Raw genomic sequence first — 23,071 nt, 5'->3', positions numbered from 1 at the left:
TTTACTTTTCCTTAGCTTAATGACATTACGCATATGCGGAGCTTTCTTTGACTGTCGAATTATTCAAGTATTTCTTTCATGATCATATCGGGATCGATGTTGTTGTCCTTGATGAATTTATCCATCTTTTCATTATAGTCTTCATGGCGGAAATCGTACACAAGTCTGATCTTATCCTTGTATTTGTATACTCCGCCGGAGATACCATTTTCAAGAGCAAAGAGGTAAAGCTTTTCGCAAAGCTTATTCAGTTCGGAATCATCGTCGATATCGTAAGGTATATTTCTTATATTTGACTGGTCTATGTAATTCTTACTCAGAAATTCATCGTAAGATGAGCCTCCGCCGTGTGTTGAGTTTTGACTTACAAAAACGTACTTGTCCGCGAACTGCTCGGGCATTTTCTCCTTTGGAACTACTGTTATGTGCAGCATCTGATCCGCAGCATAGTCTGAAAGCATAGTCCTTATGGTGTCAAGGTCTGTGATGTAGTCTATTATGCCGAGAAGCCGCTTCTGTATGCTCTGAGCGTCACCTACGGTCACACCGTCACCGTCAATGTCCGCATTGGCTTTGCCCTCTTCGGAGAGTACATATTTATCGGGATTTGCAAGGCACTGCATGATGAATACAACATCAGACATATCCACCTGATCGTCGTTGTTGGCGTCGCCTTTGAGCTTTCCCGTGTCCTCTGTGCCGTAGCGCGGTATCCTGCCCTCATATTCAAAGCCTGCAAACTGAGGACTGAACTGGATATAGTTCAGAGCGCCTGCAAGCAGCTGATTCTCTGTATCTCTTGCCCAGGAGCCATATACATTAAAGATTATGTATCTTCTGTAGACCTTTGTGCCGTCGTTGTCTTCGCTGCGGTAAACAAAGTGACTTGACAGAGAGATCTGATTATTGATATTTACCTTAAAGTTCCCTAAAAAACTGCTGAGCTGTTCCCCGAAGCTGTTATCGTTTGCCATTTTGGACAGGTCATTTTTATCGGTTGTCTCGTTGATGATCGTATTGCCGCTTTTATCGGTAAAGCTTGCAGGCAGCGCTACAAGGAATGTAAGAAAGTAGTTGTCGAGAGCCTTCAGAGCTGTTTCCTTTGTCCATACTCTGTAGCCCTTTTCTTCAGTCATGCCTTTTTCGTTGAAGAATGCCTTCAGTTCCTCTTCGGACATATTTTGCAGTTCTTTATAGAACTGCTCGTCGATGAATTTTTCAACGCTATGATAGCGGAGGTCTATGAAGTTGGGATCGTCCTTGTGATAAAGCCTGATAATTTCGGGAGCTTCGGGAGGATTGCCCTCAACCAGGAGATAATACCCGTCCTCCAGCTCAAATCTGCACATTTGAGTATATGTATCTGTGGCATTCCATTCCCCATTGAAATCAGCGAAGTCCGACCATGTAATGTTCTTCTTTTTCTTTGCTATTTCCTTTACGTCATCAAGAGACATTTCCTTTGTACCTTTAAGCATTGTCGGATCGTTTTTAACAGGCTTTGTACTTGGTGAGGCTGTTGTATCACTAGTTGCAGCGTTATCAACTACCTTCACCTCAAAGCTTACGTTATCCAAGCCCAAAGCCTGAACTCTATAAGTACCTGCCTTATCACTGCGGAAATCAGTGGATAGAAGAATCGTCGCAGGTTTAGGTATGTTGGACTGATAGTCAAAAGCTACATCTGGATATGAATAAACAACAGCTTTTTCATTCCACTTTGCTGCTTCTATTCTTATGCCAGTCAAGTCTATTTGTTCACCAATATTGTATTCAAGCTTGTCAGGAAGTGATACAATTTTACCTGATAATTCCGAAACTAATGTATCATTATGATTTTGTGAATAAAGAATTATGTTTTCATCAATGCCTAAGTCTGCGATATAAGCTTTTATCTTTTCTAAGTCACTGTCATAAGTAATAAGCAGTTTTTCAGTGGCATCAAAATCCTGAATATATGCATAGCCTAAAACGCTGTTTGAACGTAGATATTCATTTATGGAGTCTGCATAATCTTTAAGAGAACTTTCATCTTCTACTGATTGTTCTAAAGCTTTCTCAGCCATACTTGTAAGCGAAATACTTGAAACAGGAATTGTTCCTACACAGCTCATAACAGCAATAAAAGTTGCTAAAACTTTCTTTTTCATAATATCAACTCCTCGTTTTTATGGAAGCAAGGTCGTTTTTAGTCTCTTAAATAAATGAAGGGGTTAATATATAGCTTCATCTCACCTTTTTCATAAATATTTACACGTACACTTTGTCACTTTAATAATACTATATATTTATTGGAAAATCAATAAGTTTGCATTAAAATTCTGATTTATGAATTACATGATAATTATTTAATGAAAGACTTTGGGGATGCCATATTTCTTTAGAAAAAAGTATTGACATTAAAAATTTATCTTGATACAATAAAGATAATGTATGAAACTTCGATCGAATATACAGAACTCTAACTATTCGGAGGTATATTATGACAAAGGACGAACTTCATAGGTATATTGAGGAAAGTAAAGGCAGTGAAAGTAATATATGCCAGATCTGCGCTTACAAAGACGGAGAAAAGGCCTACAGTGACACATGGCACAATTACAGAAAAGACGATTGCGTACACATAATGTCTGCTACCAAAAGCATTATGGCATTGCTCATAGGAATTGCTCTGGATAAAGGGCAGATAGGGAGTATAGATGATAAAGTCCTTGACTATTTTCCTGATTATAAAGTCAAACGCGGTGAAAAGACCATATACGATGTTACTATCAGACATCTGCTGACTATGAGAGCACCATATAAAAGCAAGGGTGATCCGTGGTCGAAGGTGTGCTCAAGCGATAACTGGACTTATGCTTCTCTTGATTTCCTTGGTGGAAGGAACGGTTTGACAGGTGAATTCAACTATAAAACGGTTTGTCTGCATATACTGACGGGAATACTATACAAGGCAACAAAAATGAAGACCGTTGATTACGCAAACAAATACCTTTTTGGACCGCTGAGTATCAGACCTTACTCGGTCTATATAGCAAAATCAGCCGAGGAGCACAAGAAGTTTACCATAGAGAAAACTCCGAAAGAGAATGTATGGTTCTGCGATACCGAGGACTTGGGCACTCCCGGATATGGACTTTGTATGTCGGCGGAGGATATGGCTAAGATAGGTCTGTTATGTCTGAATAAAGGCGTTTATAACGGAAGGCGTATCATTTCTTCAAGCTGGATAGAAGAAATGACACGTCCCAGAGTTATAGAAAATCAGAACTGGCAGGGCATGGAATACGGCTATCTGTGGTGGATATTAGACCGTGAAAAGAAAATATACGCTGCTCTTGGAAACAGTGGTAACGTTATTTATATCAATCCTGATAAAAATATCGTTATTGCTGTAGCGTCCTATTTCAAACCAACTGTTATTGACAGAGTGGATTTCATAAGAGAACACATTGAACCGTTTGTGAGTGAGCTGATTTTAGACAATTACTGTATAAACGATAGTTAATTATAGGTGGTAAATATGGAATATAAAATAAAGCACGAAAATAAAATCATAATTATCATTGAGCTTATTGCATTGCTGATATTGCTCATTATGATCTTCTTTCTCTCATCATTGCCTTTATGGAACTTTTTTATTGTCATTGGAGTAATGATCGCATATCCGTTTATATACCTTTTTGAAAGAGCTGTAGGCACTTCGGTTATCATTAGAGAGAATGATATGATAATAAAATATCTCATTAGAAAGAAAACTATTGCTTTTGATGAGATCGATGATGTTCAGATCAAAAGATATAAGAGACGTAGACATCATCATGAAGAATACCGTATGCGGATGACGATAAACCTAAAATGTGGCAAAAAAACAACACTTAGCGATACGGCAGGAGCAATCAAAAGCGTGACAGGATTTTTGCTCAGTACTCCTGAAGAACTACCAGATGAAGAAGTCAAGCTTTATAAAATATATCAGGAAATTAAATCAAGATTATAATTTCACAGATTGCGAACAATTTAAAGAGGTTTATATGATTTAAAGAGGGTGACAAGAATTATGGTCGAGTTCGTTTTACTATTGGCGGCTTGTATCGGATTCAGTTATGCAGGAGCAGCTATAAAGGAAATGTACAAGCCTTCAAAAAAACTTGAAGATCTTCTTTTGACAGCGTTTTTATTGCTCACATTGACCACACAGCTGGCAACGATATATTTTACCGCCAAAAAATCGCCTTTTTTCTCTATGATAGAAATTATTGCCTTTGACTATTACTGGTTTATTTTTGCACCATATTATCCGCACAGCGATCCTGCCGGAAACGGTATGGCGCTGGGGTTCCGGAGCATTTTTAATACGGTAGCGTCTTTTCTTTTCGGATTGATATCTTTTTTTCTTATAAAGTTTTGGGCGTACGACAGTCGGCAGACCGGTTTGCATATAGTTTTGTTTTTGGCAGCGTGCATCGGTCTTAAAAACCTTTTTAATAACAGGAATTCATTTCTGTCAGGTGATTCTTTTGAAGAATCTGCAAGATGGGCAAAAATGAGCAAAGAAGAATATAGAAAATCTCTGTTCAGAGCAGGTATGCTTGAAAAGATCGACTTATGGGAAGCAAAGGAACTTGATGCAAGCCCAGAAGAACTAAAGCATTGGGATGTCTACGGATGTAAGAGTATTAAGGTCAGAACGCATAAAAAACTAAACTGTTTATTACTGGAGGGCAGCTGTGAATTTCCTAACGAAACAGCCGATTTAAACCCGTCTGGATTATTGTGCGGTTGCCTCGGATATACAGATGATGGAGATGTAATTGATACCTCCTCCTTTGTGCCAAAATATGTGAAACTGGCGTGGCATGATATTTCTGACGGAAAGACTTATCGGGTATATACTTCATTACCCAAGGAACTTGACCACTATTTCGATGATACTGAACGTTTTGGGCTTGATGATATTGAATTCCGCATCATGCCAAGAGGGAAGGTATTGATGTTTCATAATATGCGTAATCAGATACATAATATCATGATTGATTACCCTTTGCAGGGCGAAGTGACAAACGATTACGAGCAGGAGTTTTCAAATCTTATATCAGAATACAAAATCGATGTAAATGAGTACAGAGCAACAAAAGTACCATCTCTTGATACGATTAATGATTATATGAAGCGTTTCAAATATCAACTAGTATTCTGCATTGAAAAAGACAGCTTGAAAATCACAAAGACTATCTGTAATTTCTTCAACGGAGAAAAGATCTTGTCCGATGGCGTATGGAAAGAGAATATGGAACCTGCGAGAATAAAAGATGTTTTCATAAGATATGAGAGTGAACAGCACAGATACGCAGCTTTTATTTACTTTAACGAGAATGAAGTTTTAGAGACTTTTTATGAGGCTTATAATAAATGTGATGAATCTTTACAAGGAGAATTTATTATTCAAGTGGGAACGTTAGAAAAGGATTTTTCATTTGCTTTAAAGCTTGGCGATAAACGCTATCATCTGAAAAGAACTGAGATAAGGCTTTATAAGATTAATTCAGACGACGCAGGAAAACTTGTATTAAAAAACTATAAAAGAAATCATAAAAACATATTAGCGGGTCTTGAAGTGCAGTGAATATATGCGGGTTGATGGCCTAAAATTAAAAGAAATGGTATGATAACATATGGAAAACACTTCAAAAAATAAAGCTTATTTTCATCTCCCGGGTCTGTTTGAGTTCCATGACCTGTACAGTGTGTTTCTGCCGCTGTACCGTGAGCACCGAGAATATTTCTACGACTGGTGCGAAATAGCATCTGTCTATGGTGCTCCTGCCGACTGTATCTGGAGCGGCGGGCGTGTCGGATTCGGCGAATGTGAAGCTGAAGATGTTCTAAATCTAATGAATGAATACGGTATTTCTTCAAGGCTCACTTTCAGCAATTCGCTTTTAAAACCCGAACATCTCATCGACAGAAAATGCAATGCCCTGTGTGAGCTTTTCGCCGAAAGCAAAGGTGCTCAGAACGGAGTTATAATCTACTCGGATCTTTTGCTTGATCATATTAAAAATAATTATCCCAGTCTTTATTTTGTTTCCTCGACTACAAAGGTTCAGACTGATTTTGATCAGTTTTTAAAGGAAACTGATCGGTGTGATTTTAAATATGTTGTTCCTGATTTTAGGCTGAATAAGTTGTACAATAAACTAGAAACGCTCTCGCAGAAGCAAAAGGACAAGGTCGAATTTCTGTGTAATGAATGCTGCTCGTTTTACTGTAAAGACAGAAAAGCCTGCTATGAAAACGTAAGCCGAAAAAATCTCGGAGAAGACTGTCCTGAGCACATCTGTACCGCACCTGATGGAAAAGACGGATACCGTTTTTCAAAGGCAATGAAAAATCCCGGATTTATCAGTATCGACGCCATCATCAGCAACTATCTGCCTCTAGGTTTTTCTAATTTCAAAATAGAAGGCAGAGGACTCGGAAGTGCTATCAATCTCGAATTTCTTCTTTATTATCTTATAAAGCCGGAATACCAGCTAACTGTCCGTGAAGAGATCTATCTTGACAGCATGCTTGATCTTTTCTGAATACCATACCGGAACGGCGATTATACATAGCATATGGCGCTGATCTTTGTATATTGCAGCAAATCCGTATATTGACATAACGGCGGCTGTGCAGTATGATCACAAGAGTAAATGCAACATTTCAAATATGTAATGTTCTGTAAGCTTAAACACAGGACAAAAGTTTTTTTATGATATATAATAAGATCATGGAAAGGGAAAAAGGCTCCCAAAAAATGACACCGAAAGGAAATGATCTTATGAAAAAGCTTACTTTTAACACATTACAGAAACTCACAGGACTCAGCAAGACACTCTGTGTTATATTCAGTATTGCAGAATTATACGATATATTCAGAGTAAAAACAATCGATCATCCAAGAAGCGACCTGCTTCTTCTCATCTGGACAGCTTCACTTCTTATTGACTATGTACTTAGCAGATATATGAACAGCCGCTATCCAAACCACAATTTCTGATTAACATATAACCCCATTAAATAATACAAACATCTTGAATATGAAATGAAGGTAAATATAATGAATAAGCTCAGAAAAATGTTTGAAAGTAATCATGATACAAAAACACCTGACAAGTTTTTAAATTCAAAAATATATTTGGCATTATCTATTATAGGATGCATTTTCTGCTTAATATCATTTATACTGACATTGATCAGTCAACAAACTTTTAGCTGTGTGATTTTCCTTATTGCATTATTATTATGCATGAACTGCGTAATTGCGTATTTTAAACGCAAAAAGAATCGTTAAAGTAATAATATATCGGGGAAAAACTATGAACTGTACAAGAATGGGAACCTGCCGAAAATCTGAATGAACCAATACCCAAAGATATAATAAGATTTCTGTTATCCGGATTATTGTTATTTTGAACCAGAATAAGCTATGCAATATATGCAAAATGCTGAAAATACATCTCGGAAGCAACGATTAAAGCTTTTTCAGACACATAATTACCAGAAACACCTTTTGAAAGGATGGTCATTATGAAAAAAGTTCTAATCAGATCTCTGATAACAGCTCTTGTTATTAATACAACCGGAGCAATAATAAATCTTGTCTCATATTTTGTCAATGGTAAGTTCTTACTTTCTCAGGCTTTAAACGGTGGAGAATGTATTCAATCTTATGGATTCGGCCTGATTCTTACAAAGATAATTCCCATTGATCCAGTGCACAATCCGGATGCGTACAGAACAGCGATTTCGCTTCATCCTTCAAGTTTCATATTTACAATAGTTGTATGCTTCATACCTTCGTTCGTAATATTCTCTATTGTATATCTTTTTGGCAGAAAAAAACTGATAGGTGGGGGGAGAATACTATGAAAAATACGGCAACAAAAACAATCGCGCTTCTTATATCCGCAGCGTGTTTCGCAGGTTTCACGGCATGTGGAGTAGGCACGGGCAGTAAGGATAATGAAGAAGATACCGCAGCAGCGATCTGCGCCGAAAATGTCAATAAAAAAGCTGTAAAAGCCTTTAAGGAGGCCAAACTCATCAAGGTCGGCGAGCATACTTATTATCCTGATTATCTTTTTGAATCCGACGACAGAGATAAGAAGTTTAAAGATTATATTCTGTCTGTTCTCGAGAAATGCGACAAGGACCTTCATGATAACATTTTCGTTTACGTCATCATGGAAGCCGAGACAAAGGATGAATTCAGGTTTTCTGCCAAAATTATTATGGACGACGTGATTCTTGAAGAAGGGGAGATGATGAACTGGTACACACCTGAGACAGGCTATGTCTGGGATTACGATTACTCTAAGTTCAGAAGATGCGACTTCACCAAGAGCAATCTCGTTTCGATAGAGGAAGCAAGTACAACAGCTTATGAAGATGCGAAAGCGAATTCCCAAAAGCTCTATAATGGCAACAAAATTTCAGGCACATATCTTCTTAAGGCAGACGCTCAGGGAAACCTTTACTATGAATTCACCGTAAACATCTACAGTTTAGTTACAATTGATGCAAAGACCGGTTCTATAATCAAAGCGCACTACTGGGACGGCGAATACACATAACATAAATAACAAACCATTCATAGAAAAAAGCTCCCTGTGTAAAATAACACAGGGAGCAATGAGTTATGTAAACAGAATTAACATGAAGAAAAGTCGATATAATGTTATGAAAGAATCAGCTCCCTTACAAGGGAGCTGGTTTTCTTATAAAAAATATATTGTTTCCATGTTGACTGCTTGGAGTTCCGCTTCAACTATGTATGAAACAAAATTATTTATTGCTTTATGGAAATTAGCTGTTTTACCGTAAGCGACAACCATTCCCAGCACTTCCGTAGCAATGAATAAAATGCTAAAATAGTTCCAGAGGAAAATATCCGAAAGGAGCTACGAATATGCCAACAGCAAAAGAAGTACAGAGAGAACTGTGCCGCAGAGAATGGGCAGAGCGGATCGCAGAATGCGAAAGCAGTAATATGTCGGTCAGGGAATGGTGTGCAGCTAATGGGTTGAATGTAAATACGTACTATGGACGTGTCGCTGCGCTGAAAAAGGATACAGCTAAAACTAAAAAAACGTCTACGCAGGATATTGTCCCTCTGAGTGCAGTAAAAGAAAAGCCTGATGTGCCAAGTGTTGTCAACTCCGAAACTGTTGCAGTTCCAATACGCAAGCCTGTTCATGAAAAAGAGAGAGTTATTCTCCGCAAGGAAGGTATCGATATCGTACTTCCACCTGATATATCTGAGAGTATGATACTTTTGCTGCTCAGAGGTCTGAAAGAATGCTGAAAAATTTGTCCGCTGATAACATATACATCGTATGCGGTCATACGGATATGCGGAAATCTATCGACGGACTGGCAGCAATAGTGCAGCAGCAATATCAGCTTGATCTTTTCAATAACAGTGCTTTCCTTTTCTGCGGACGGCGCAGAGATCGCCTGAAAGTGCTGTTATGGGAGGATGACGGTTTCCTTTTGCTGTATAAGCGGCTTGAAGGCGGTAAATTCAACTGGCCTCGCAGTAAACAGGAAGTCCGTAATCTGACTCATGAACAATATATATGGCTTATGCAGGGATTATCTATAGATCAGCCCAAAGCAATTAAAAAGCTTGAAGGCGGCGTTGATATATGCTGAGTTTTGCACAGCGGATATGCACATAAACGTGGAAGATATTTCTCAATTGAAATACGCTCTTTTCCTTGAAAAATCGGGCGATTTGTGATATAATCTAAGTATCATAAATCACCTAATACAAGGAAAGGAGCGTTTCATTATGAATTATGCTGAGCTGAAAAAAGCATATGATCTGGTAATACAGAAATGCTCCGCCCTTGAAAAAGAAGTTGATGAATTAAAGAAATCCAATGAGGATAAAGACCTCCGTATCGAACATCTGACCGAGCTTGTTGTGAAGCGCAATAAGATGCTGTTCGGACAAAAGAGTGAGAAATCGAAATTTATCAACAATGGACAGCTTGCTTTTGATGGAGTTTTCAATGAAGCCGAAGCAGAAGCTGATACTTCTGCTCCTGAGCCTACAGCTGAAACAATTGCTCCGAAATCTAAGAAAACAGGACAGCATCGTGGCAGAAAAGAGATAAGAGCTGACCTTGAAACTAAAAAAATAGTATATGAACTTCCGCAGGAACAGCCGATATGTGAAGTGTGCGGAGGATCTCTGACCGAATATGCAGAGGAATACATTACTACAAGACTTGCTGTAATACCAGAAAAGGTGTATAAAATCGAGTATTACCGCAAGGTCTACAAATGCGTAAACTGCGATAAAAACGGTACAAAGGCTAATATCATAGCAGCTGAAAACAAAACCCCTGCCTGTATTATCAAAAAAGGGCTTCCCGACGCAAGCCTTGTTGCAGATATTATGCAGAGAAAATATCAGCTTGGAGAACCGCTTTACCGTCAGGAGCAGTATTGGAAGCTGCGAGGTATTTATCTGAACCGAACATCACTGGCTAATTGGGTAATAAAAGGCGCAGCATGGTTTGAACCTGTTATCAAAAGGCTCAGATACCATGCTTTCTTTGAACCTGTTCTTAATGCTGATGAAACTCCGACACGGGTATTGAAAAAGGATGGTAAGCCTACCAATAAGAAAGGTCAGATGTGGATAGTATGCACGGGTGCATCTGCTTCAAAAAAGATAGCACTGTATACGTATCGTGACAGCCGCAGCAAAACAGTTGCAGAGGAGTTGCTGAAAGGATATACAGGTGTGGTTCAGACGGACGGTTTTCAATCATACGGCAGCGGAGATTATGAAAATGCAGGCTTCTGGGCTCATTATCGCCGTAAATTCTATGATTGTATTCCTGAAGGCGATAATACCTGTCAATCCGCTCAGATTGTTGCCATAATAGATAAGGCAGCTGCATATGAAGCCTGTGCGAGAGAAGCCAAATATACTGATAAACAAATATTGACAATGAGGCAGGATATAATAAAACCTCTGTTGGATGAGGCTTATGAGATAATAATCAGTTTAAGACCGAGCAAGGGCTCTGCCCTTGGCACGGCGGTTACTTATGCCTTAAAGCAGAAAGGGAAACTGTATCTGTTCCTGAGCAATCCTAAAGTCGAAATGACCAATAATCTTGCTGAGCGAACAGTAAAGCCCTATGTTATCAACCGTAAAAACTTCCTGTTCAGCGATACCGAAAAAGGTGCTGATGCAAGTGCAGCAGTAATGAGTATCATAGAAACAGCTAAGAGAAATACCCTCGATGTCTACGGTTATCTGCTATATCTTCTGACAATTCTGCCAGAAATGGGCAATGATCCTACAGAAACACAGCTCGAAGCTGTCATGCCTTGGAGTATGACGTTGCCTGCATATTGCAGGCAGATGTATAGTGAGATACATTAAAAAAATATGTCATTCAAAAATATAATCTTTTATTGTAAAACAATTAAATTACTTAAAACAGTGATATTTGGCGCTTTCGAAAAGGCACTTCCGATTACTCGGAAGTGCCTTTAAACAGCGATCAATGTCAGAAGTACTCCTTCTTCGCCTTTTCAACGAAAGAAGAAGCTGCACTGTCAAGATCGGTCTTATCATAGATATAATCAGTTGCAGCCGCAAAGAAATCGTCTATCAGCTTGCCGTTTTCCAGAACAGGTGAAAGCTGCGGAAGGGTATGCTCTGCCATTTTCTCCGAAGCCTCAAACTGTATGCCCTGAAGCATTCCCTGCTCATTGAGGACTTCCCTTGCAGAGGCGCTTAATGGGATACCCTTTTCTATTCCCTGAAGCTCAGCCATTTCTCTGCTGTTGAGCAGAAAATCAAGGAGCATTCCTGCTTCGGCAGGGCGGTCAGTGGTCTTGCTGACAGCGTACATAGTGGCAGGCTTAGCATACCAGCCCTCACCTGTATTATTTCCGCTGATCGAGGTCTGATCTGCAACTACTATCTCTCTTTCTTTGCTGATAGCATCGCCGAAATAGCTTTCAGCGTCGCTCACCCATGCAACAGAACCTGCGTAATTTTCGTTATCCAGCCTGATACGCTCATAATGCTCAACAAGGGGCATTACCTTGCTGTCTACAAGCTTTTTGTAGAAATCCATCATTACGGCAAAATCTTCCTCATTAAAGTTCAGATTGCCGTCCTGATCAAGGATATTTCTGTCTTGTGCCTGTTCTGCATATGATATGAGATACAGCCACATTGACTTGCTTGAAGCACTGAGCGGATAGATATTTGCAGACTTCATCGCATCTGCTGCTCTGAACAGATCGTCCCATGTTTTGGGCACATCGACACCGTATCTGTCGTATATAGTCTTATTGATATATACCGTCTCGGAATTCATAGCTATGGGAAGGGCATTGAGAACGCCGTTTCTCGTGCCGTAGCTCAGCTGTTCTTCAGTGAAATTCGATAGAGCAATATACTTTGAAAGAGCGTTGAGATCATAATATCCCATACCATCAGCTGAATAATCCGTGAGCCAGCCGTAGTTTATCTGCATAACATCGGCTTCTGTATCCGACGCCATCCAAATCTTATTTCTTTTTTCATAGCCTGACCATTCGGAATAGCTGCACTTGACTCTTATTTCAGGGTGCAGCTCCTCGAACAATTCCACAGCTTTAAGGGTATATCTGTTTCTTGCGTCATTTCCCCACCATGAAAACTCTATTTCAACCTGTGTTTTCTGACTCGACATAGTAGTCTTTTCAGAGCAGCCTGTAGAGAATACCATTGCAGCACCAAGCATGAGCGCTGCTGTTCTTCTGAATATCTTCATAAACATCGTCCCTCCGTTCTCACATCACACTTGATACATTGTGACCGATTTTAACGGAAGCACAAAGCGCCGTATATGCTTTATAGTAGGCCTCGCGGAAATCGCCTTTTCCGATTGCGGCGGCGGAATCCGCAGTAAGCTCAAGAAGTCCCATAGTACTTGTGTACTCGGATTGTCTGAACTTGTCACAGACATCCTTTGCTCTGCTCTCGGAAAGGATACGGAAAGCCTCTTCATCCTTTCCGCTGTTTTTAAGAAGTACGGAAAACGAATTCTCACCGACTCTTCCGATACATTCAGCGTCGCTGAAGACCTCTTTCAATATGGTTATCATTCTGCCCTTCTGCTTTTCCGGGAACGAGGGGTAGAACTTCTCAATGATGTCATCGAAATTATTGATGGCAACAAGCACCACTCCATAGGTCTGGTCGGAATTCTTCTTCATAAGGTTATCCGCCTTGTCGCGGAAAAATCTTCTTCCCAGTATATTCTCGAATCCGTCCTCGCTTATCTCATCGGAAAGGCCTGAGGTAACTGTACCTATAGGATCAGCCATACGCCTTACGAAAAGCGCACCTGCACAGACTGCTATCAGTGCCACCAGTCCTGCAAAGAGATAGATATATTTTCTAATATCTATTGCTTCCTTCAGGATGACCTTTGTAGGTATGGAGCATACGATATACCAGTCGCCGTTTGTGGCATTTACGGTAGAAAGGTTCTCACTTCCGTTTATGACCACCATGTCCTTGTTCTTGATGTCATCGAGAAGATTTTTGGGAATAACCGTGCCGCTGTTATCGCCCTTTACAGATGAGTATATCATCTTGTAATTTCTGTCCGTCAGACGTATCTCCATGTCGCTGAGATTCTCGGGGTTCTCAAAGACTGTGTCAAGCTCTGCGGTGTAGAACGAGATGAGGAAGATAACATTATCGTTCATCTGTTTTACATAGTAGATACGCTCATAGTCTCCCTTGTAGCCCGTGAACCAGCCGTCATGAGTACGGGAACTTGTGATCATCGTGGAAAGCTCGGTGTAAAGCTTGTCGCCGAAAAGCTTTATAGTACCGTTTGATACCTTTCCGATCGTTTTGTTGTTTGCATAAACGATGCCATAGTCAACGAAGTTCTCCATAAGGCACAGACTGCTGAGATCAGAAGCGATCTGCTTTTCTGTATTTATGGCTTCGTATTCATCGTTTGAGGGGTCGGAAGCATCGTAGCTGTAGGCATTATCAACTGAATAAGCCAGAGTACCGATAGTTTCCATTCTGCTGAGATACGCTTCAAGATTCAGCTTGAGCTGAACATTCAGCGTTGAAGTCATCGAGCTGACCTTTTCCTTTGTCAGCTCATCGTATTTTGTGACAATAAAGGCTGTAATGCCAATGATCGCCGCAATAACGATAGCAGCGTAGCCTATTATCATAAGCACGCTCATTTTTTTGATCTTCTCAAGACCAATAGTCTGAATTTGATCTCTTGTCATTTTTTCCTCCTGTTTTTTAATATCCCTTTTTGTCTGTAACGCTCCAAAGCACAAAGGACGTCCGAAAAATCGGCGCATGATCTGGAATCCATTATGTAAGCAGATTTATTTTACCATATATTTTTTACTTTGTCCATACATTTATATAAATAAATCTTTTTTGCACATTATGTTACCTTTTCATCGGGTATTTACTGCAAATCCTTGACATGGATAACTGTCTGGGGTGCGGGCGTGGTGTCCCAACCGGATTCCCGTTAGTCTAATCACTGCTTTCATTATAACTTAGGTTTCGAGTGTGTGTAAACCATGCCTGGCTTGTCATGGATTTATACGACTGTAATTATTATAGTACAGTAACTCACTGCAATTCATTGTGATGAACCGAATACGGGATTTGAGCCGAGGTTGATCTTGGCTCATTTTTTTGCCCGCTGGTCTGGTTGGCGGTTACGAATTATCATGAAGAAAAGTCGATATGATGTTATGAAAGAACCAGCTCCCTTACAAGGGAGCTGGTTTTCTTATAAAAAATATATTGTTTCCATGTTGACTGCTTGGAGTTCCGCTTCAACTATGCATGAAACAAATTATTTATTTAGTGCTTTATGGAAATCGGCTGTTTTACTATATTATATTTATAGGCGTTGACGTTTTGTGTAATATATGGTATGATATATATATCATACATTATATATATAATAATCAGGTGATCCAATGTGACTGCCTGTTTCTGTATATTGGATATTACTTGTATTTTGAGAAAATAGAGAAATAATCAAAACGAAATAGGGAGACTTTTTTATGAAGCTGAATCCCAAAATATTATCACACTCATTAAGGACAAGAATTACTATAACAATGCTTGGTGTGATACTTGCGGCTCTTGCAGTTACCACCCTGCTTAGTGCTGTCTTTATCCGTACAACAGAGAGTCAAAAATCCGATCAATTACTGCGAATGCTTTGTGAGACAGGAGAACGTAGTCTCGATTATTACTTTGACAGCGTACAGAACACGGTGTCAAAGGTAACATCCTATGCAGAAGAAGATCTTGAAGACGTGGACAATGATGAAGAATTTGCGGCACATATGGAGAGAATACGTGAGTATTTCAGCATGATGGCTTCTAAGACCAAAGGTGTCATGACCTATTATTATCGCATTGACCCTTCAGTTTCCGCAGACGTAAAAGGATTCTGGTACACAGATCTGACTGGTGATGGCTTCGTGGAACATGAAGTGACTGATATTACCATGTATGATGTGGAGGATACCTCAAAACTCGTATGGTTTACCGTTCCAAAGCATGAAGGCAAGCCCATCTGGCTGCGGCCATATATCACGGATAATCTCGATGTTCGTGTCATATCCTACGATGCGCCTGTTTACTGGAAGGATAGGTTTATTGGTGTTGTAGGCATCGAAGTAGACTACTCAACAATGGCAGAAGAGATCAACAGTCTTCGTCCATATGATAACGGCTATGCATTCCTGAGCTATGCTGATGGGAATCTGTTCTATCATCCATATCTTGACGTGGCAGATCTGCCATCCGAATCCACATTTGAGATCTCTTTTCATGAGACTGACGAAAACGATGTGATCAGGTATACTTATCACGGAGAGAAAAAAGTAGCAGTCTGGCGCTTGTTGAGCAATGGGATGCGTCTGACTGTCACAGTTCCCGTTTCTGAAACCAAGGGTGATTGGAAAGGTCTCATTCTGAATATTATAAAGGGCGTCGCCGTTGTACTCTTTTTATCAAGTTTGTTTCTGATGTACCACACAAGGCGCATCACCAGACCTCTCGAACAACTTACCAAGGCGGCTGAACAGGTAGATCAGGGAAATTATGATTTTGTCCTGACATACGACAGGGAGGATGAAATTGGTAGGCTCACAAGGTCGTTCAAAATGCTTTCGGGCAATGTAAAGGCGCAGATCAGCAATCTGAACGGACAGGTATTTATTGATGCGCTGACTCATGTAAAAAACAAGAGAGCACTGTCAAATATCTTTGATGAAATGCAGAAAGAGATCGACAGCGGGGCTAAGGAGCAGGAATTTGCAATTGGTGTATTCGACTGCGATAATCTGAAACTTATCAATGACCAATATGGACATGATAAGGGAGACATTTACCTGAAGACAGCTGTCAGCGTTATATGCGAGGTGTTCAAGCACAGTCCTGTTTTCAGAATTGGCGGAGATGAGTTTGCCGTTATTCTGAAAAATGAGGACTACAATAATCGTGATGCACTTTTTGAACAGTTTGACGCAACCGCTTATGAGATTAACGCCGCTGCTGCTGAACCATGGAAACAGGTGCAGATTTCAAAAGGTGGCGCTGTTTTCAATTCATCAGAGGATAGTGCCGTTACAGATGTGATGCGGCGAGCAGATAAGCTCATGTATGAGAATAAACGAATCAGAAAAAATAATACATAAGAGTCACGTTTATCATGTTGCAGATGACGAATTAATTGTTATGATTGAAAATAAATCAAGATTTGACATGGAGGATCTGTTTAAGAAGTTTGACGAAGAGTTAAAGGCTTATAATGCCGAAAACGTTTAGCAGGATAATCTTGCTGTCGCAAAAGTATCCGTCACATTTGAGCCTAAAAAGCACAAGAATTATTGTCAGCTGTTTATTGAAATGGAGAAAGCTTGTTTCAAAGACAAAGATGCTTATTACAACAGATTTACATCTACTCACTAAATTAAACGAATAAGTTTTAAAGCAAATACCATAGTTGCAGAGGTATAGTATGTTTAGTCATATTATTAATGTACTTATCATAATTGGAAGTGTGCTGATGATTGTTAATATCAGCGGTTTTGTAAAATACGCCGTCTTTATAAAGGGAAGGCAGAAACTGAACAAAGAAAGGGGTATCTTGTACGCGCCAATAATTCTTCTTTGTTTGTTCTTTTGCGGATATGTAACTGTAGGTTTCATGGATATGTCACTAATTCAATGACTATTGAAATTACAAAAAGCTCCGACCGAATCGGCGGAGCTTTTATGTTAGAAATTACTTTACGAGACCAATGCCACAGATAGTAAAGCTTCAGCTTCCGCTTATGGAAACATTAAGTTCGCCTGAGGTCTCCGGATAGTAGCCAAGCTCTGCATCGGGACCGCCCCATGTGTACTGCTTGTTGCCGTTTACCTTAGTAGTTTTGCCGTTTACAGTAACATCGATGCTGCCCATACCTGAGCTGTTAGCCTTGAATACGATGATAAGTCCCTTGCCCTCTGTCTTGAATGTCATCGTGCTACCGCCATTGAGTGTGTATGAGTAGTTGAGACAGGGGGTATTGTTGTAACCGCCGCCTGACTTCCATGAGTCTGCGTTGAAGTTTGTGAGGTTCTTAGGATCAACATTCACACAGTTAGCGTACTCAGCGCCGTAAACATACTTGGTAGGCTGTGTATAGCTTGCTGACTGGTTCTCGCTCTTGAGTGCCTGACGTACATAGTATACGGTATTCTCCGCAGGAATCGCTTGTAGAGTCTTATGCACCTCGATATTCACGAAGTTAACAGCTTCAATGTCCAGCAAGCTATAAGTGAAGATGCTGCAAAGGTTGGAGCCAAAACGATCAAAGAAGGCGTACATCTTGTGTGTGCAGCACTAAAGCTCTATGACATAAGACCTGTTCTTAGTGTCACTTTCCCGGCAAGAAAGCCTAAGTTGAAGGAGCTTCCCACAGCGGAGCAGGTAATGAATATGGTTCGCGGTACAGATATTGAGCTGCCGTGCCTGCTTGCGATGTGGCTTTCACTTCGCATGAGTGAAGTAAGGGGATTGCAGTTCCGTGACCTAAAGGGAAATGTACTTACTGTCTGCCGCAGTAATATCTACTTCGACGGCAGCAACAACGTCCGAGATATGAATAAGACCTTCAAGTCAGCTCGAAGGCTGACCATACCCGACTACATAAAGAGCCTCATAGAAGCCGATCCTCATGAGAAGGACGATGACTTTATTGTTCAGATGGAATACCAGACACTACGTAGCAAGTTCTATAAGCTTCTCGCTGTGTACGGCTATCATATGACCTTCCATGATCTGCGTCTTTTATCAGCGAGCGTTATGCTCATGCTCAATATCCCTGATAAATATGCAATGGAGAGGGGAGGGTGGTCCACAAGCTCAACGTTGAAGTCGGTATATCAGCATGCATTTTCAGATGAGCGTAAGAAGGTAGATGAGTACTTCAATAGTATACTTGATGATATTGATAAATAATAGAGTATCATGGCAGTATCACTTTTATTACTTATACAGGTTATATATCGAAGTTAAGCTGGCTCTTAACATAGAGAGATGATAAGTCGGCTAATTTTATGTATAATATTCGCAATAAAGGCTTTGACTTATGATGAAATAAATGATAGTATTAATACAGGAGATGTTATATCCGCTTTTAGATGTTATGTTTTGTTTGCGGCAGTTATACTGCCGACATGAGGTTTCAGTGAGGAGGAAAAATTATGCCAAAGTTGTTCACAAAAACACTATCCGCTCTGACGGCCGGACTTTGTATGCTCAGTGCCGTTAGCCTGCCGTCCGTGATCCCATCGGCTCAGGTATATGCAGTTGATTTTATGGAGAGTGATACTGTAGACGGTTATTACTACGAATTTTGGAATCAGAATTGCACAGGAGAGTTTGAATACGAAAACACTGAAAATAACGGTTTTACTATGAACTGGAGTGGTATTGAGAACTCTTTAGCGATGAAAGGCGATAAATTTGAAAGAAAAAATGTATATGCTTCGCAGATAAAAGAATATACCGTTACATATGACGAAGATGTTGACTATATGGACGGTAACGGCTTTTCAGGCGTTTATGGCTGGATGGAGGACTCCAATGCCTATTATGAGTTTTATATAGTAGACAGCTGGGGCAGCTGGCGCCCTGTCATGGAAAATGCTCTCGGTTCATTTGAATCCAATGGTATAACTTATGATATCTACAATGGCAGGTTATCTTCGATGACGGACTATTGGGGGGGGAATATACCTCCCACTACATATATCTATTACAGTGTGGCACGTGATAATCTTGCTGAAAAGACAAATGGTGTCTGCAATATAAAGAATACTATCAATGTCGCAGATCACTTTAGGAAATGGCAGAATTCAGGCCTTAATTTGGGATTTGTGTACGATGTGGGATTCAGCGTTCATGCGTACAGAAGTGCTGGCAGTGCCAGGATAAACTCTATTGAAATAAGCAAGGAGATAACAGAGGAAAACAACTACGGACCGCAGTTTATATATAATAAGCATGATCCTCTTCCGACAGATGAAGAGGGCAGGAAAGTATTCGTGGATTTTGAGACCGAGAACGAAAGGGCGGGAGCGCCTTTCGAGGGGACGGAAGCTTTATATGATACCGATCATTCGTTCAGCGGTGAACATTCTTTGCTGATATCGGGAGAGGATCAAGCCAAACGCGCCTTTGAGTTCAAGATCGATCCATATGACTTTGACGGCCGTGAGCTCCTTGCAGGTTTGAAACTATATCAAAACAGCGGCAAAAATATCAAGTTCATATTTCAGTTAATCGACCTTAACTCCAAATCCAATTATTCCAACGACATGTATTCAAGAATCATCCCATCCGGCGTATGGACGGATGTGGAAGATCTTCAGTTTTTGCTGTTCAACGATAATTTCGCAGATGGTGTCCTTCGCATAGTCCCCGAAGAGCCTGTAGATTTCTGTGTTGACGATTTTTACTTAGCTGACAGCATTGATATCAGGGATAAGCTCGCCAAAAAAGAGCACGCTGTCCCCGGCGATGTGAATGGAGATGGTTCGGTTGATATTTATGACGTGATCGTAGTCAGAAGACTGCTTCTCATGACTGATGAATATAATGTTAACTTTTATCAAGACGTAAACGGCGATTGTAAGCTGAATATCAGCGACCTTGTAGCGCTTACCCAGTTTGTGCTCGGAAAAACAAAACAGCTACCTGAACCCGAAAAAGAGAGAGTATATTTTGCGGATGTTTTTAACGAGACCGTAGGCAACACAGAATTCAATGCACACAGTGTAGAAGACAATGTTGGTGAGATAAAATCAGCATTATGCAGTGATGGCTCATTCATTACTCAGTGGAGTGAGAAGATTTATTACAATTTTGAAAGCCGTCAGAAACTGGAAAACTATGACGAACTCACTTTGAAGTATTCCGGAACTGCTAAGGCTGATTCGTGTTATTTAAACCGGAAAGCAAGCAGTATAGAAATAACCGTTGAGGCAGAATTTAAAAATGATTACGATAAAGTGAGATTCATTATCGAATACGGCGCCAGTGAAAATGAGAGATTAAGGTGGAACACTGATCCCGATGATATGAAGCTTGTTGAAATAGGCGGCAAAGAGTATTATATTGACAAAAATGAGGATCTTCCGGATGAGATAGAAACCGATAGGTTTATATATCTTTATCCAAAGGAGGACAGCATTAAGAACGATGAGGTCTGCAATTTTGACGTAGAGATAGATTTCTCTGAGCTGCTGAAATACTTCGGCAAGGAGGAGTTCAAACCGGATTTAGTAGAATGCTGTCTTAAGACAGAGGCTACCAAAGGCTTTTTTGAGTTAGAAGAGCTATCCTGTACTGATAAGAGCAAAGCCGACTGAAAGCAGATGTCGCCAAGCTCTCGGAAAAAAACAACCGCAAGGAACAGAATAAAAGCGATATAATGAGTTTTATGAGTATCGTCGAAAAGTATTGGATTGTCACACTTAGTTTTGGAAGCAAAAAAAGCCTGCAGCATAAAGACGGGTACTCATAAAGAAGTTTTTATGATTTGAAGATAAGGTTGCGTAACCTTGGTGGTTACGCAGCCTTTCTCTTTTTGTCGTACTTCATGCTGTCAGCAACAGCAGTCGCTACGGCAACATCGAAATGATAGTGAATCTCGATTTCCTGAGTGCGGTGACCGCTGCTTTTGTCAGGAGCATGGACAGCGATCTTTTCAATCAGTTCGTGCATGATTTCAGGTGTAAGCTCCGTGATACGCTCATACTTCTGTACCGCCCTTATGAATGCTGTCACGTCGGCTGACTTTTGCTCTGCATTATCAATATAGACGTACAGCTCGGCAACAGTCGCCCTGAGTTTTTTCTGTTCGTCCTCGTTCTCCCTAACAAAAGAAATCATCTTAAAAGGCAGTAGAAGAATCAGCTCCTGCGAGGGAGCTGGTCTTTTTATATTTGATAAATTGAACATACCCAGTGAGTTGTTGAGCTTTTTAATAATATTCAAAAAACGTAGATATATCGTCATTTAAGGTAATTGTTTGCGTATTGAATTATCGTGTTATTTCATGCTTTTTTGAGATAATAATGAACAAATCAAGAACAAGAAAACGCAGTATACCTTTCCATTATTATTACAAATAACAAAATCGGGAACAGCTACACAAGCCGTTCTCGATATTTTTATTCTTTCCATAGTGTATAGGTATCGCATATTTCGGCCGGATAGTGTTTACAAGCTTGGCTGCCTGTACCGCATCGGTAGTGAACGTGCCACCTGCGGGAATGAGAGCAATGTCGCACTTCACCTGCTTGTTGTCTGGAGTAATGTCTGTATCGCCTGCGATGTAAATACGTCCGTGGTCGGGACTGTCGATGATATATCCAAGCCAGCCGTTGGACTGAGGGTGAAATGGCTTGCCGATATTGTACGCAAAAACAGTCTCGAGTCTCACACCGAGGACTTCAATGAGATTATTGATAATAACAGGAGACCAATATGGAACACCTTGAGAATACGGAAGACAACTCAGTCTGTCAACAAAATCGACCGTATTTTTTCAACCCCCGAACGAAAAAATGTTGCAATAATTGACTTGACATTTTGGAGTGTTTGTGATAAGATGCAATCGTACAAGTTTAAATTGTACCCAAATATACGTTTTGTATATATTAAGCATATCCCGAAAATCGGGAGGCGACATAGAAAGGAATGGCGTATTCATGAAGAAACGATTTTTCAACTGCCTGACTGCTGCGGTCATGCTGTCCACCTCGGTTCTGCCCGCTAATGCGGCGGACATTGTGGACACAGAAACGCAGGAGACACAGGCACCGACTGTGGCAGAGCGTGTTGCGGACGGTCTTGCTGTTTATAAGCGTGAGCTTGCACATTGCGAGAATGTCAAGCAGGTCTCTGTGGACGACACCGTTGCACTCTGGAATGATTACATCAAAACATTCAACGAGCAGTACCGGAATGCATTAGATAAAAATGAGCCTTTGAAAAAGCTGCTGTTTTCGTATCTGGAATCTCCATATCATCCAACCGGTCCTGCCGCATATCCGTTTGAGATGCCGGAAGGAAACTTTTATAAAGGCGTTTACGATGTCGTAGTCAGTGCGGATTATATTAGCGAGGAATCCAGAAAGGAAGTCGAAGGCAAGATGCCGGCTGACAAATTTGCAGAAATGACAAAGGATGAAGGCTGCTATCATTTGTATTATATTGACGGCTCCATTGGCGTAATCCGAAATAATCAGCATACAGGTGATCGTTTTATTGACAATGCGCAGCTTGTGACGGATCTTTTCCAGTTGCAGGGGTCGACCTCGATCGATTTGAACTTAGACGCGCCGATTAATGAGGAAATCAGAGAAAAACTGACCGGTGACCTTTGCGAAACCCTCTTCCTTACCAATGCGAAAAACCATGAATTA

Annotated in this window: 20 protein-coding genes and 1 pseudogene; 15 read left to right on the top strand and 6 right to left on the bottom strand. The window is 40.4% G+C overall.

Going from position 1 to position 23,071, the window contains the following annotated elements:
• Positions 1-59: 59 nt before the first annotated feature.
• Positions 60-2,150, bottom strand: coding sequence for a dockerin type I repeat-containing protein (locus N774_RS0104220; RefSeq protein WP_024860039.1), 2,091 nt, complete (start codon positions 2,148-2,150; stop codon positions 60-62).
• Between the two features lie 332 nt (positions 2,151-2,482).
• Between N774_RS0104220 and N774_RS0104215 the strand changes: the two genes are divergently transcribed.
• The 11 genes from N774_RS0104215 (at position 2,483) to tnpC (ending at position 11,455) form a co-directional block, all read left to right on the top strand.
• Complete coding sequence (locus N774_RS0104215; RefSeq protein ID WP_024860038.1) at positions 2,483-3,508, top strand: serine hydrolase domain-containing protein; 1,026 nt, start codon at positions 2,483-2,485, stop codon at positions 3,506-3,508.
• A 15-nt stretch (positions 3,509-3,523) separates the two neighbouring features.
• Positions 3,524-4,000: a hypothetical protein gene (locus N774_RS0104210; protein ID WP_024860037.1), complete on the top strand. Its 477-nt coding sequence runs from the start codon at positions 3,524-3,526 to the stop codon at positions 3,998-4,000.
• 60 nt (positions 4,001-4,060) lie between these two features.
• Entirely contained in the window at positions 4,061-5,626 is a 1,566-nt protein-coding gene (locus N774_RS0104205) for a hypothetical protein (RefSeq protein ID WP_024860036.1), read from the top strand.
• Positions 5,627-5,675: 49 nt separating this feature from the next.
• Positions 5,676-6,587, top strand: a complete 912-nt coding sequence (locus N774_RS0104200; RefSeq protein ID WP_024860035.1) for a hypothetical protein — start codon at positions 5,676-5,678, stop codon at positions 6,585-6,587.
• A gap of 239 nt (positions 6,588-6,826) precedes the next feature.
• Entirely contained in the window at positions 6,827-7,045 is a 219-nt protein-coding gene (locus N774_RS0104195) for a hypothetical protein (protein ID WP_155250344.1), read from the top strand.
• Between the two features lie 530 nt (positions 7,046-7,575).
• A complete protein-coding gene (locus N774_RS0104190; RefSeq protein ID WP_024860033.1) occupies positions 7,576-7,917 on the top strand; it encodes a hypothetical protein in 342 nt (113 codons plus the stop codon).
• Entirely contained in the window at positions 7,914-8,621 is a 708-nt protein-coding gene (locus tag N774_RS0104185) for a hypothetical protein (RefSeq protein WP_024860032.1), read from the top strand. Before N774_RS0104190 ends, N774_RS0104185 begins: the two co-directional genes overlap by 4 nt.
• 106 nt (positions 8,622-8,727) lie before the next feature.
• Positions 8,728-8,871, top strand: coding sequence for a hypothetical protein (locus N774_RS19095; protein ID WP_155250342.1), 144 nt, complete (start codon positions 8,728-8,730; stop codon positions 8,869-8,871).
• A gap of 85 nt (positions 8,872-8,956) precedes the next feature.
• Positions 8,957-9,352, top strand: a complete 396-nt coding sequence (tnpA, locus tag N774_RS0104175; protein WP_024860031.1) for an IS66 family insertion sequence element accessory protein TnpA — start codon at positions 8,957-8,959, stop codon at positions 9,350-9,352.
• Positions 9,346-9,702, top strand: coding sequence for an IS66 family insertion sequence element accessory protein TnpB (tnpB, locus tag N774_RS0104170; protein ID WP_024860030.1), 357 nt, complete (start codon positions 9,346-9,348; stop codon positions 9,700-9,702). The genes tnpA and tnpB overlap by 7 nt, the downstream gene beginning before the upstream one ends.
• A 139-nt stretch (positions 9,703-9,841) precedes the next feature.
• On the top strand, positions 9,842-11,455 hold the full coding sequence (gene tnpC / locus N774_RS0104165) for an IS66 family transposase (protein ID WP_024860029.1): 1,614 nt from the start codon (positions 9,842-9,844) through the stop codon (positions 11,453-11,455).
• Positions 11,456-11,582: 127 nt separating this feature from the next.
• On the opposite strand, the gene N774_RS0104160 is transcribed toward tnpC, so the two are convergent.
• Together N774_RS0104160 and N774_RS0104155 are read right to left on the bottom strand one after the other, a co-directional pair.
• Positions 11,583-12,842, bottom strand: a complete 1,260-nt coding sequence (locus tag N774_RS0104160; RefSeq protein WP_024860028.1) for an ABC transporter substrate-binding protein — start codon at positions 12,840-12,842, stop codon at positions 11,583-11,585.
• Positions 12,843-12,861: 19 nt separating this feature from the next.
• Entirely contained in the window at positions 12,862-14,334 is a 1,473-nt protein-coding gene (locus N774_RS0104155) for a diguanylate cyclase domain-containing protein (RefSeq protein ID WP_024860027.1), read from the bottom strand.
• 804 nt (positions 14,335-15,138) lie between these two features.
• On the opposite strand from N774_RS0104155, the gene N774_RS0104150 reads away from it, so the two are divergent.
• Both N774_RS0104150 and N774_RS19090 read left to right on the top strand, forming a co-directional pair.
• Entirely contained in the window at positions 15,139-16,785 is a 1,647-nt protein-coding gene (locus N774_RS0104150; protein ID WP_024860026.1) for a sensor domain-containing diguanylate cyclase, read from the top strand.
• The gene (locus N774_RS19090; RefSeq protein ID WP_155250341.1) at positions 16,751-16,915 is read left to right on the top strand and encodes a hypothetical protein; all 165 of its coding nucleotides are present in this window, start codon (positions 16,751-16,753) and stop codon (positions 16,913-16,915) included. Before N774_RS0104150 ends, N774_RS19090 begins: the two co-directional genes overlap by 35 nt.
• A gap of 496 nt (positions 16,916-17,411) precedes the next feature.
• Here the strand turns inward: N774_RS19090 and N774_RS0104135 are convergent, their stop codons facing one another.
• Positions 17,412-17,867, bottom strand: a complete 456-nt coding sequence (locus tag N774_RS0104135) for a hypothetical protein (protein ID WP_207640546.1) — start codon at positions 17,865-17,867, stop codon at positions 17,412-17,414.
• Between N774_RS0104135 and N774_RS16785 the strand changes: the two genes are divergently transcribed.
• Both N774_RS16785 and N774_RS0104125 read left to right on the top strand, forming a co-directional pair.
• A complete protein-coding gene (locus N774_RS16785; protein WP_051463368.1) occupies positions 17,862-18,596 on the top strand; it encodes a tyrosine-type recombinase/integrase in 735 nt (244 codons plus the stop codon). The genes N774_RS0104135 and N774_RS16785 overlap by 6 nt on opposite strands.
• Before the next feature lie 359 nt (positions 18,597-18,955).
• Positions 18,956-21,010, top strand: a complete 2,055-nt coding sequence (locus N774_RS0104125) for a glycoside hydrolase family 11 protein (RefSeq protein ID WP_196231523.1) — start codon at positions 18,956-18,958, stop codon at positions 21,008-21,010.
• A gap of 199 nt (positions 21,011-21,209) precedes the next feature.
• On the opposite strand, the pseudogene N774_RS0104120 reads toward N774_RS0104125, so the two are convergent.
• Together N774_RS0104120 and N774_RS0104115 are read right to left on the bottom strand one after the other, a co-directional pair.
• Positions 21,210-21,509 (bottom strand): annotated as a pseudogene (locus N774_RS0104120) (DUF4368 domain-containing protein); the annotation flags it as partial.
• A gap of 256 nt (positions 21,510-21,765) precedes the next feature.
• The gene (locus N774_RS0104115) at positions 21,766-22,086 is read right to left on the bottom strand and encodes an MBL fold metallo-hydrolase (RefSeq protein ID WP_024860021.1); all 321 of its coding nucleotides are present in this window, start codon (positions 22,084-22,086) and stop codon (positions 21,766-21,768) included.
• Positions 22,087-23,071: the final 985 nt, after the last annotated feature.

This window comes from Ruminococcus flavefaciens AE3010, assembly GCF_000526795.1.
GTDB lineage: Bacteria > Bacillota > Clostridia > Oscillospirales > Ruminococcaceae > Ruminococcus > Ruminococcus flavefaciens_D.
The sequence above is the reverse complement of the archived record's forward strand: the minus strand, read 5'-3'. Positions and strand labels throughout refer to the sequence as shown.

Coding starts and splice junctions, on each gene's coding strand:
- N774_RS0104220 (WP_024860039.1), bottom strand. CDS start 2,150: ATGAAAAAGAAAGTTTTAGCAACTTTTATTGCTGTTATGAGCTGTGTA.
- N774_RS0104215 (WP_024860038.1), top strand. CDS start 2,483: ATGACAAAGGACGAACTTCATAGGTATATTGAGGAAAGTAAAGGCAGT.
- N774_RS0104210 (WP_024860037.1), top strand. CDS start 3,524: ATGGAATATAAAATAAAGCACGAAAATAAAATCATAATTATCATTGAG.
- N774_RS0104205 (WP_024860036.1), top strand. CDS start 4,061: ATGGTCGAGTTCGTTTTACTATTGGCGGCTTGTATCGGATTCAGTTAT.
- N774_RS0104200 (WP_024860035.1), top strand. CDS start 5,676: ATGGAAAACACTTCAAAAAATAAAGCTTATTTTCATCTCCCGGGTCTG.
- N774_RS0104195 (WP_155250344.1), top strand. CDS start 6,827: ATGAAAAAGCTTACTTTTAACACATTACAGAAACTCACAGGACTCAGC.
- N774_RS0104190 (WP_024860033.1), top strand. CDS start 7,576: ATGAAAAAAGTTCTAATCAGATCTCTGATAACAGCTCTTGTTATTAAT.
- N774_RS0104185 (WP_024860032.1), top strand. CDS start 7,914: ATGAAAAATACGGCAACAAAAACAATCGCGCTTCTTATATCCGCAGCG.
- N774_RS19095 (WP_155250342.1), top strand. CDS start 8,728: ATGAAAGAATCAGCTCCCTTACAAGGGAGCTGGTTTTCTTATAAAAAA.
- tnpA (WP_024860031.1), top strand. CDS start 8,957: ATGCCAACAGCAAAAGAAGTACAGAGAGAACTGTGCCGCAGAGAATGG.
- tnpB (WP_024860030.1), top strand. CDS start 9,346: ATGCTGAAAAATTTGTCCGCTGATAACATATACATCGTATGCGGTCAT.
- tnpC (WP_024860029.1), top strand. CDS start 9,842: ATGAATTATGCTGAGCTGAAAAAAGCATATGATCTGGTAATACAGAAA.
- N774_RS0104160 (WP_024860028.1), bottom strand. CDS start 12,842: ATGAAGATATTCAGAAGAACAGCAGCGCTCATGCTTGGTGCTGCAATG.
- N774_RS0104155 (WP_024860027.1), bottom strand. CDS start 14,334: ATGACAAGAGATCAAATTCAGACTATTGGTCTTGAGAAGATCAAAAAA.
- N774_RS0104150 (WP_024860026.1), top strand. CDS start 15,139: ATGAAGCTGAATCCCAAAATATTATCACACTCATTAAGGACAAGAATT.
- N774_RS19090 (WP_155250341.1), top strand. CDS start 16,751: ATGAGAATAAACGAATCAGAAAAAATAATACATAAGAGTCACGTTTAT.
- N774_RS16785 (WP_051463368.1), top strand. CDS start 17,862: ATGCACCTCGATATTCACGAAGTTAACAGCTTCAATGTCCAGCAAGCT.
- N774_RS0104125 (WP_196231523.1), top strand. CDS start 18,956: ATGGAGAGTGATACTGTAGACGGTTATTACTACGAATTTTGGAATCAG.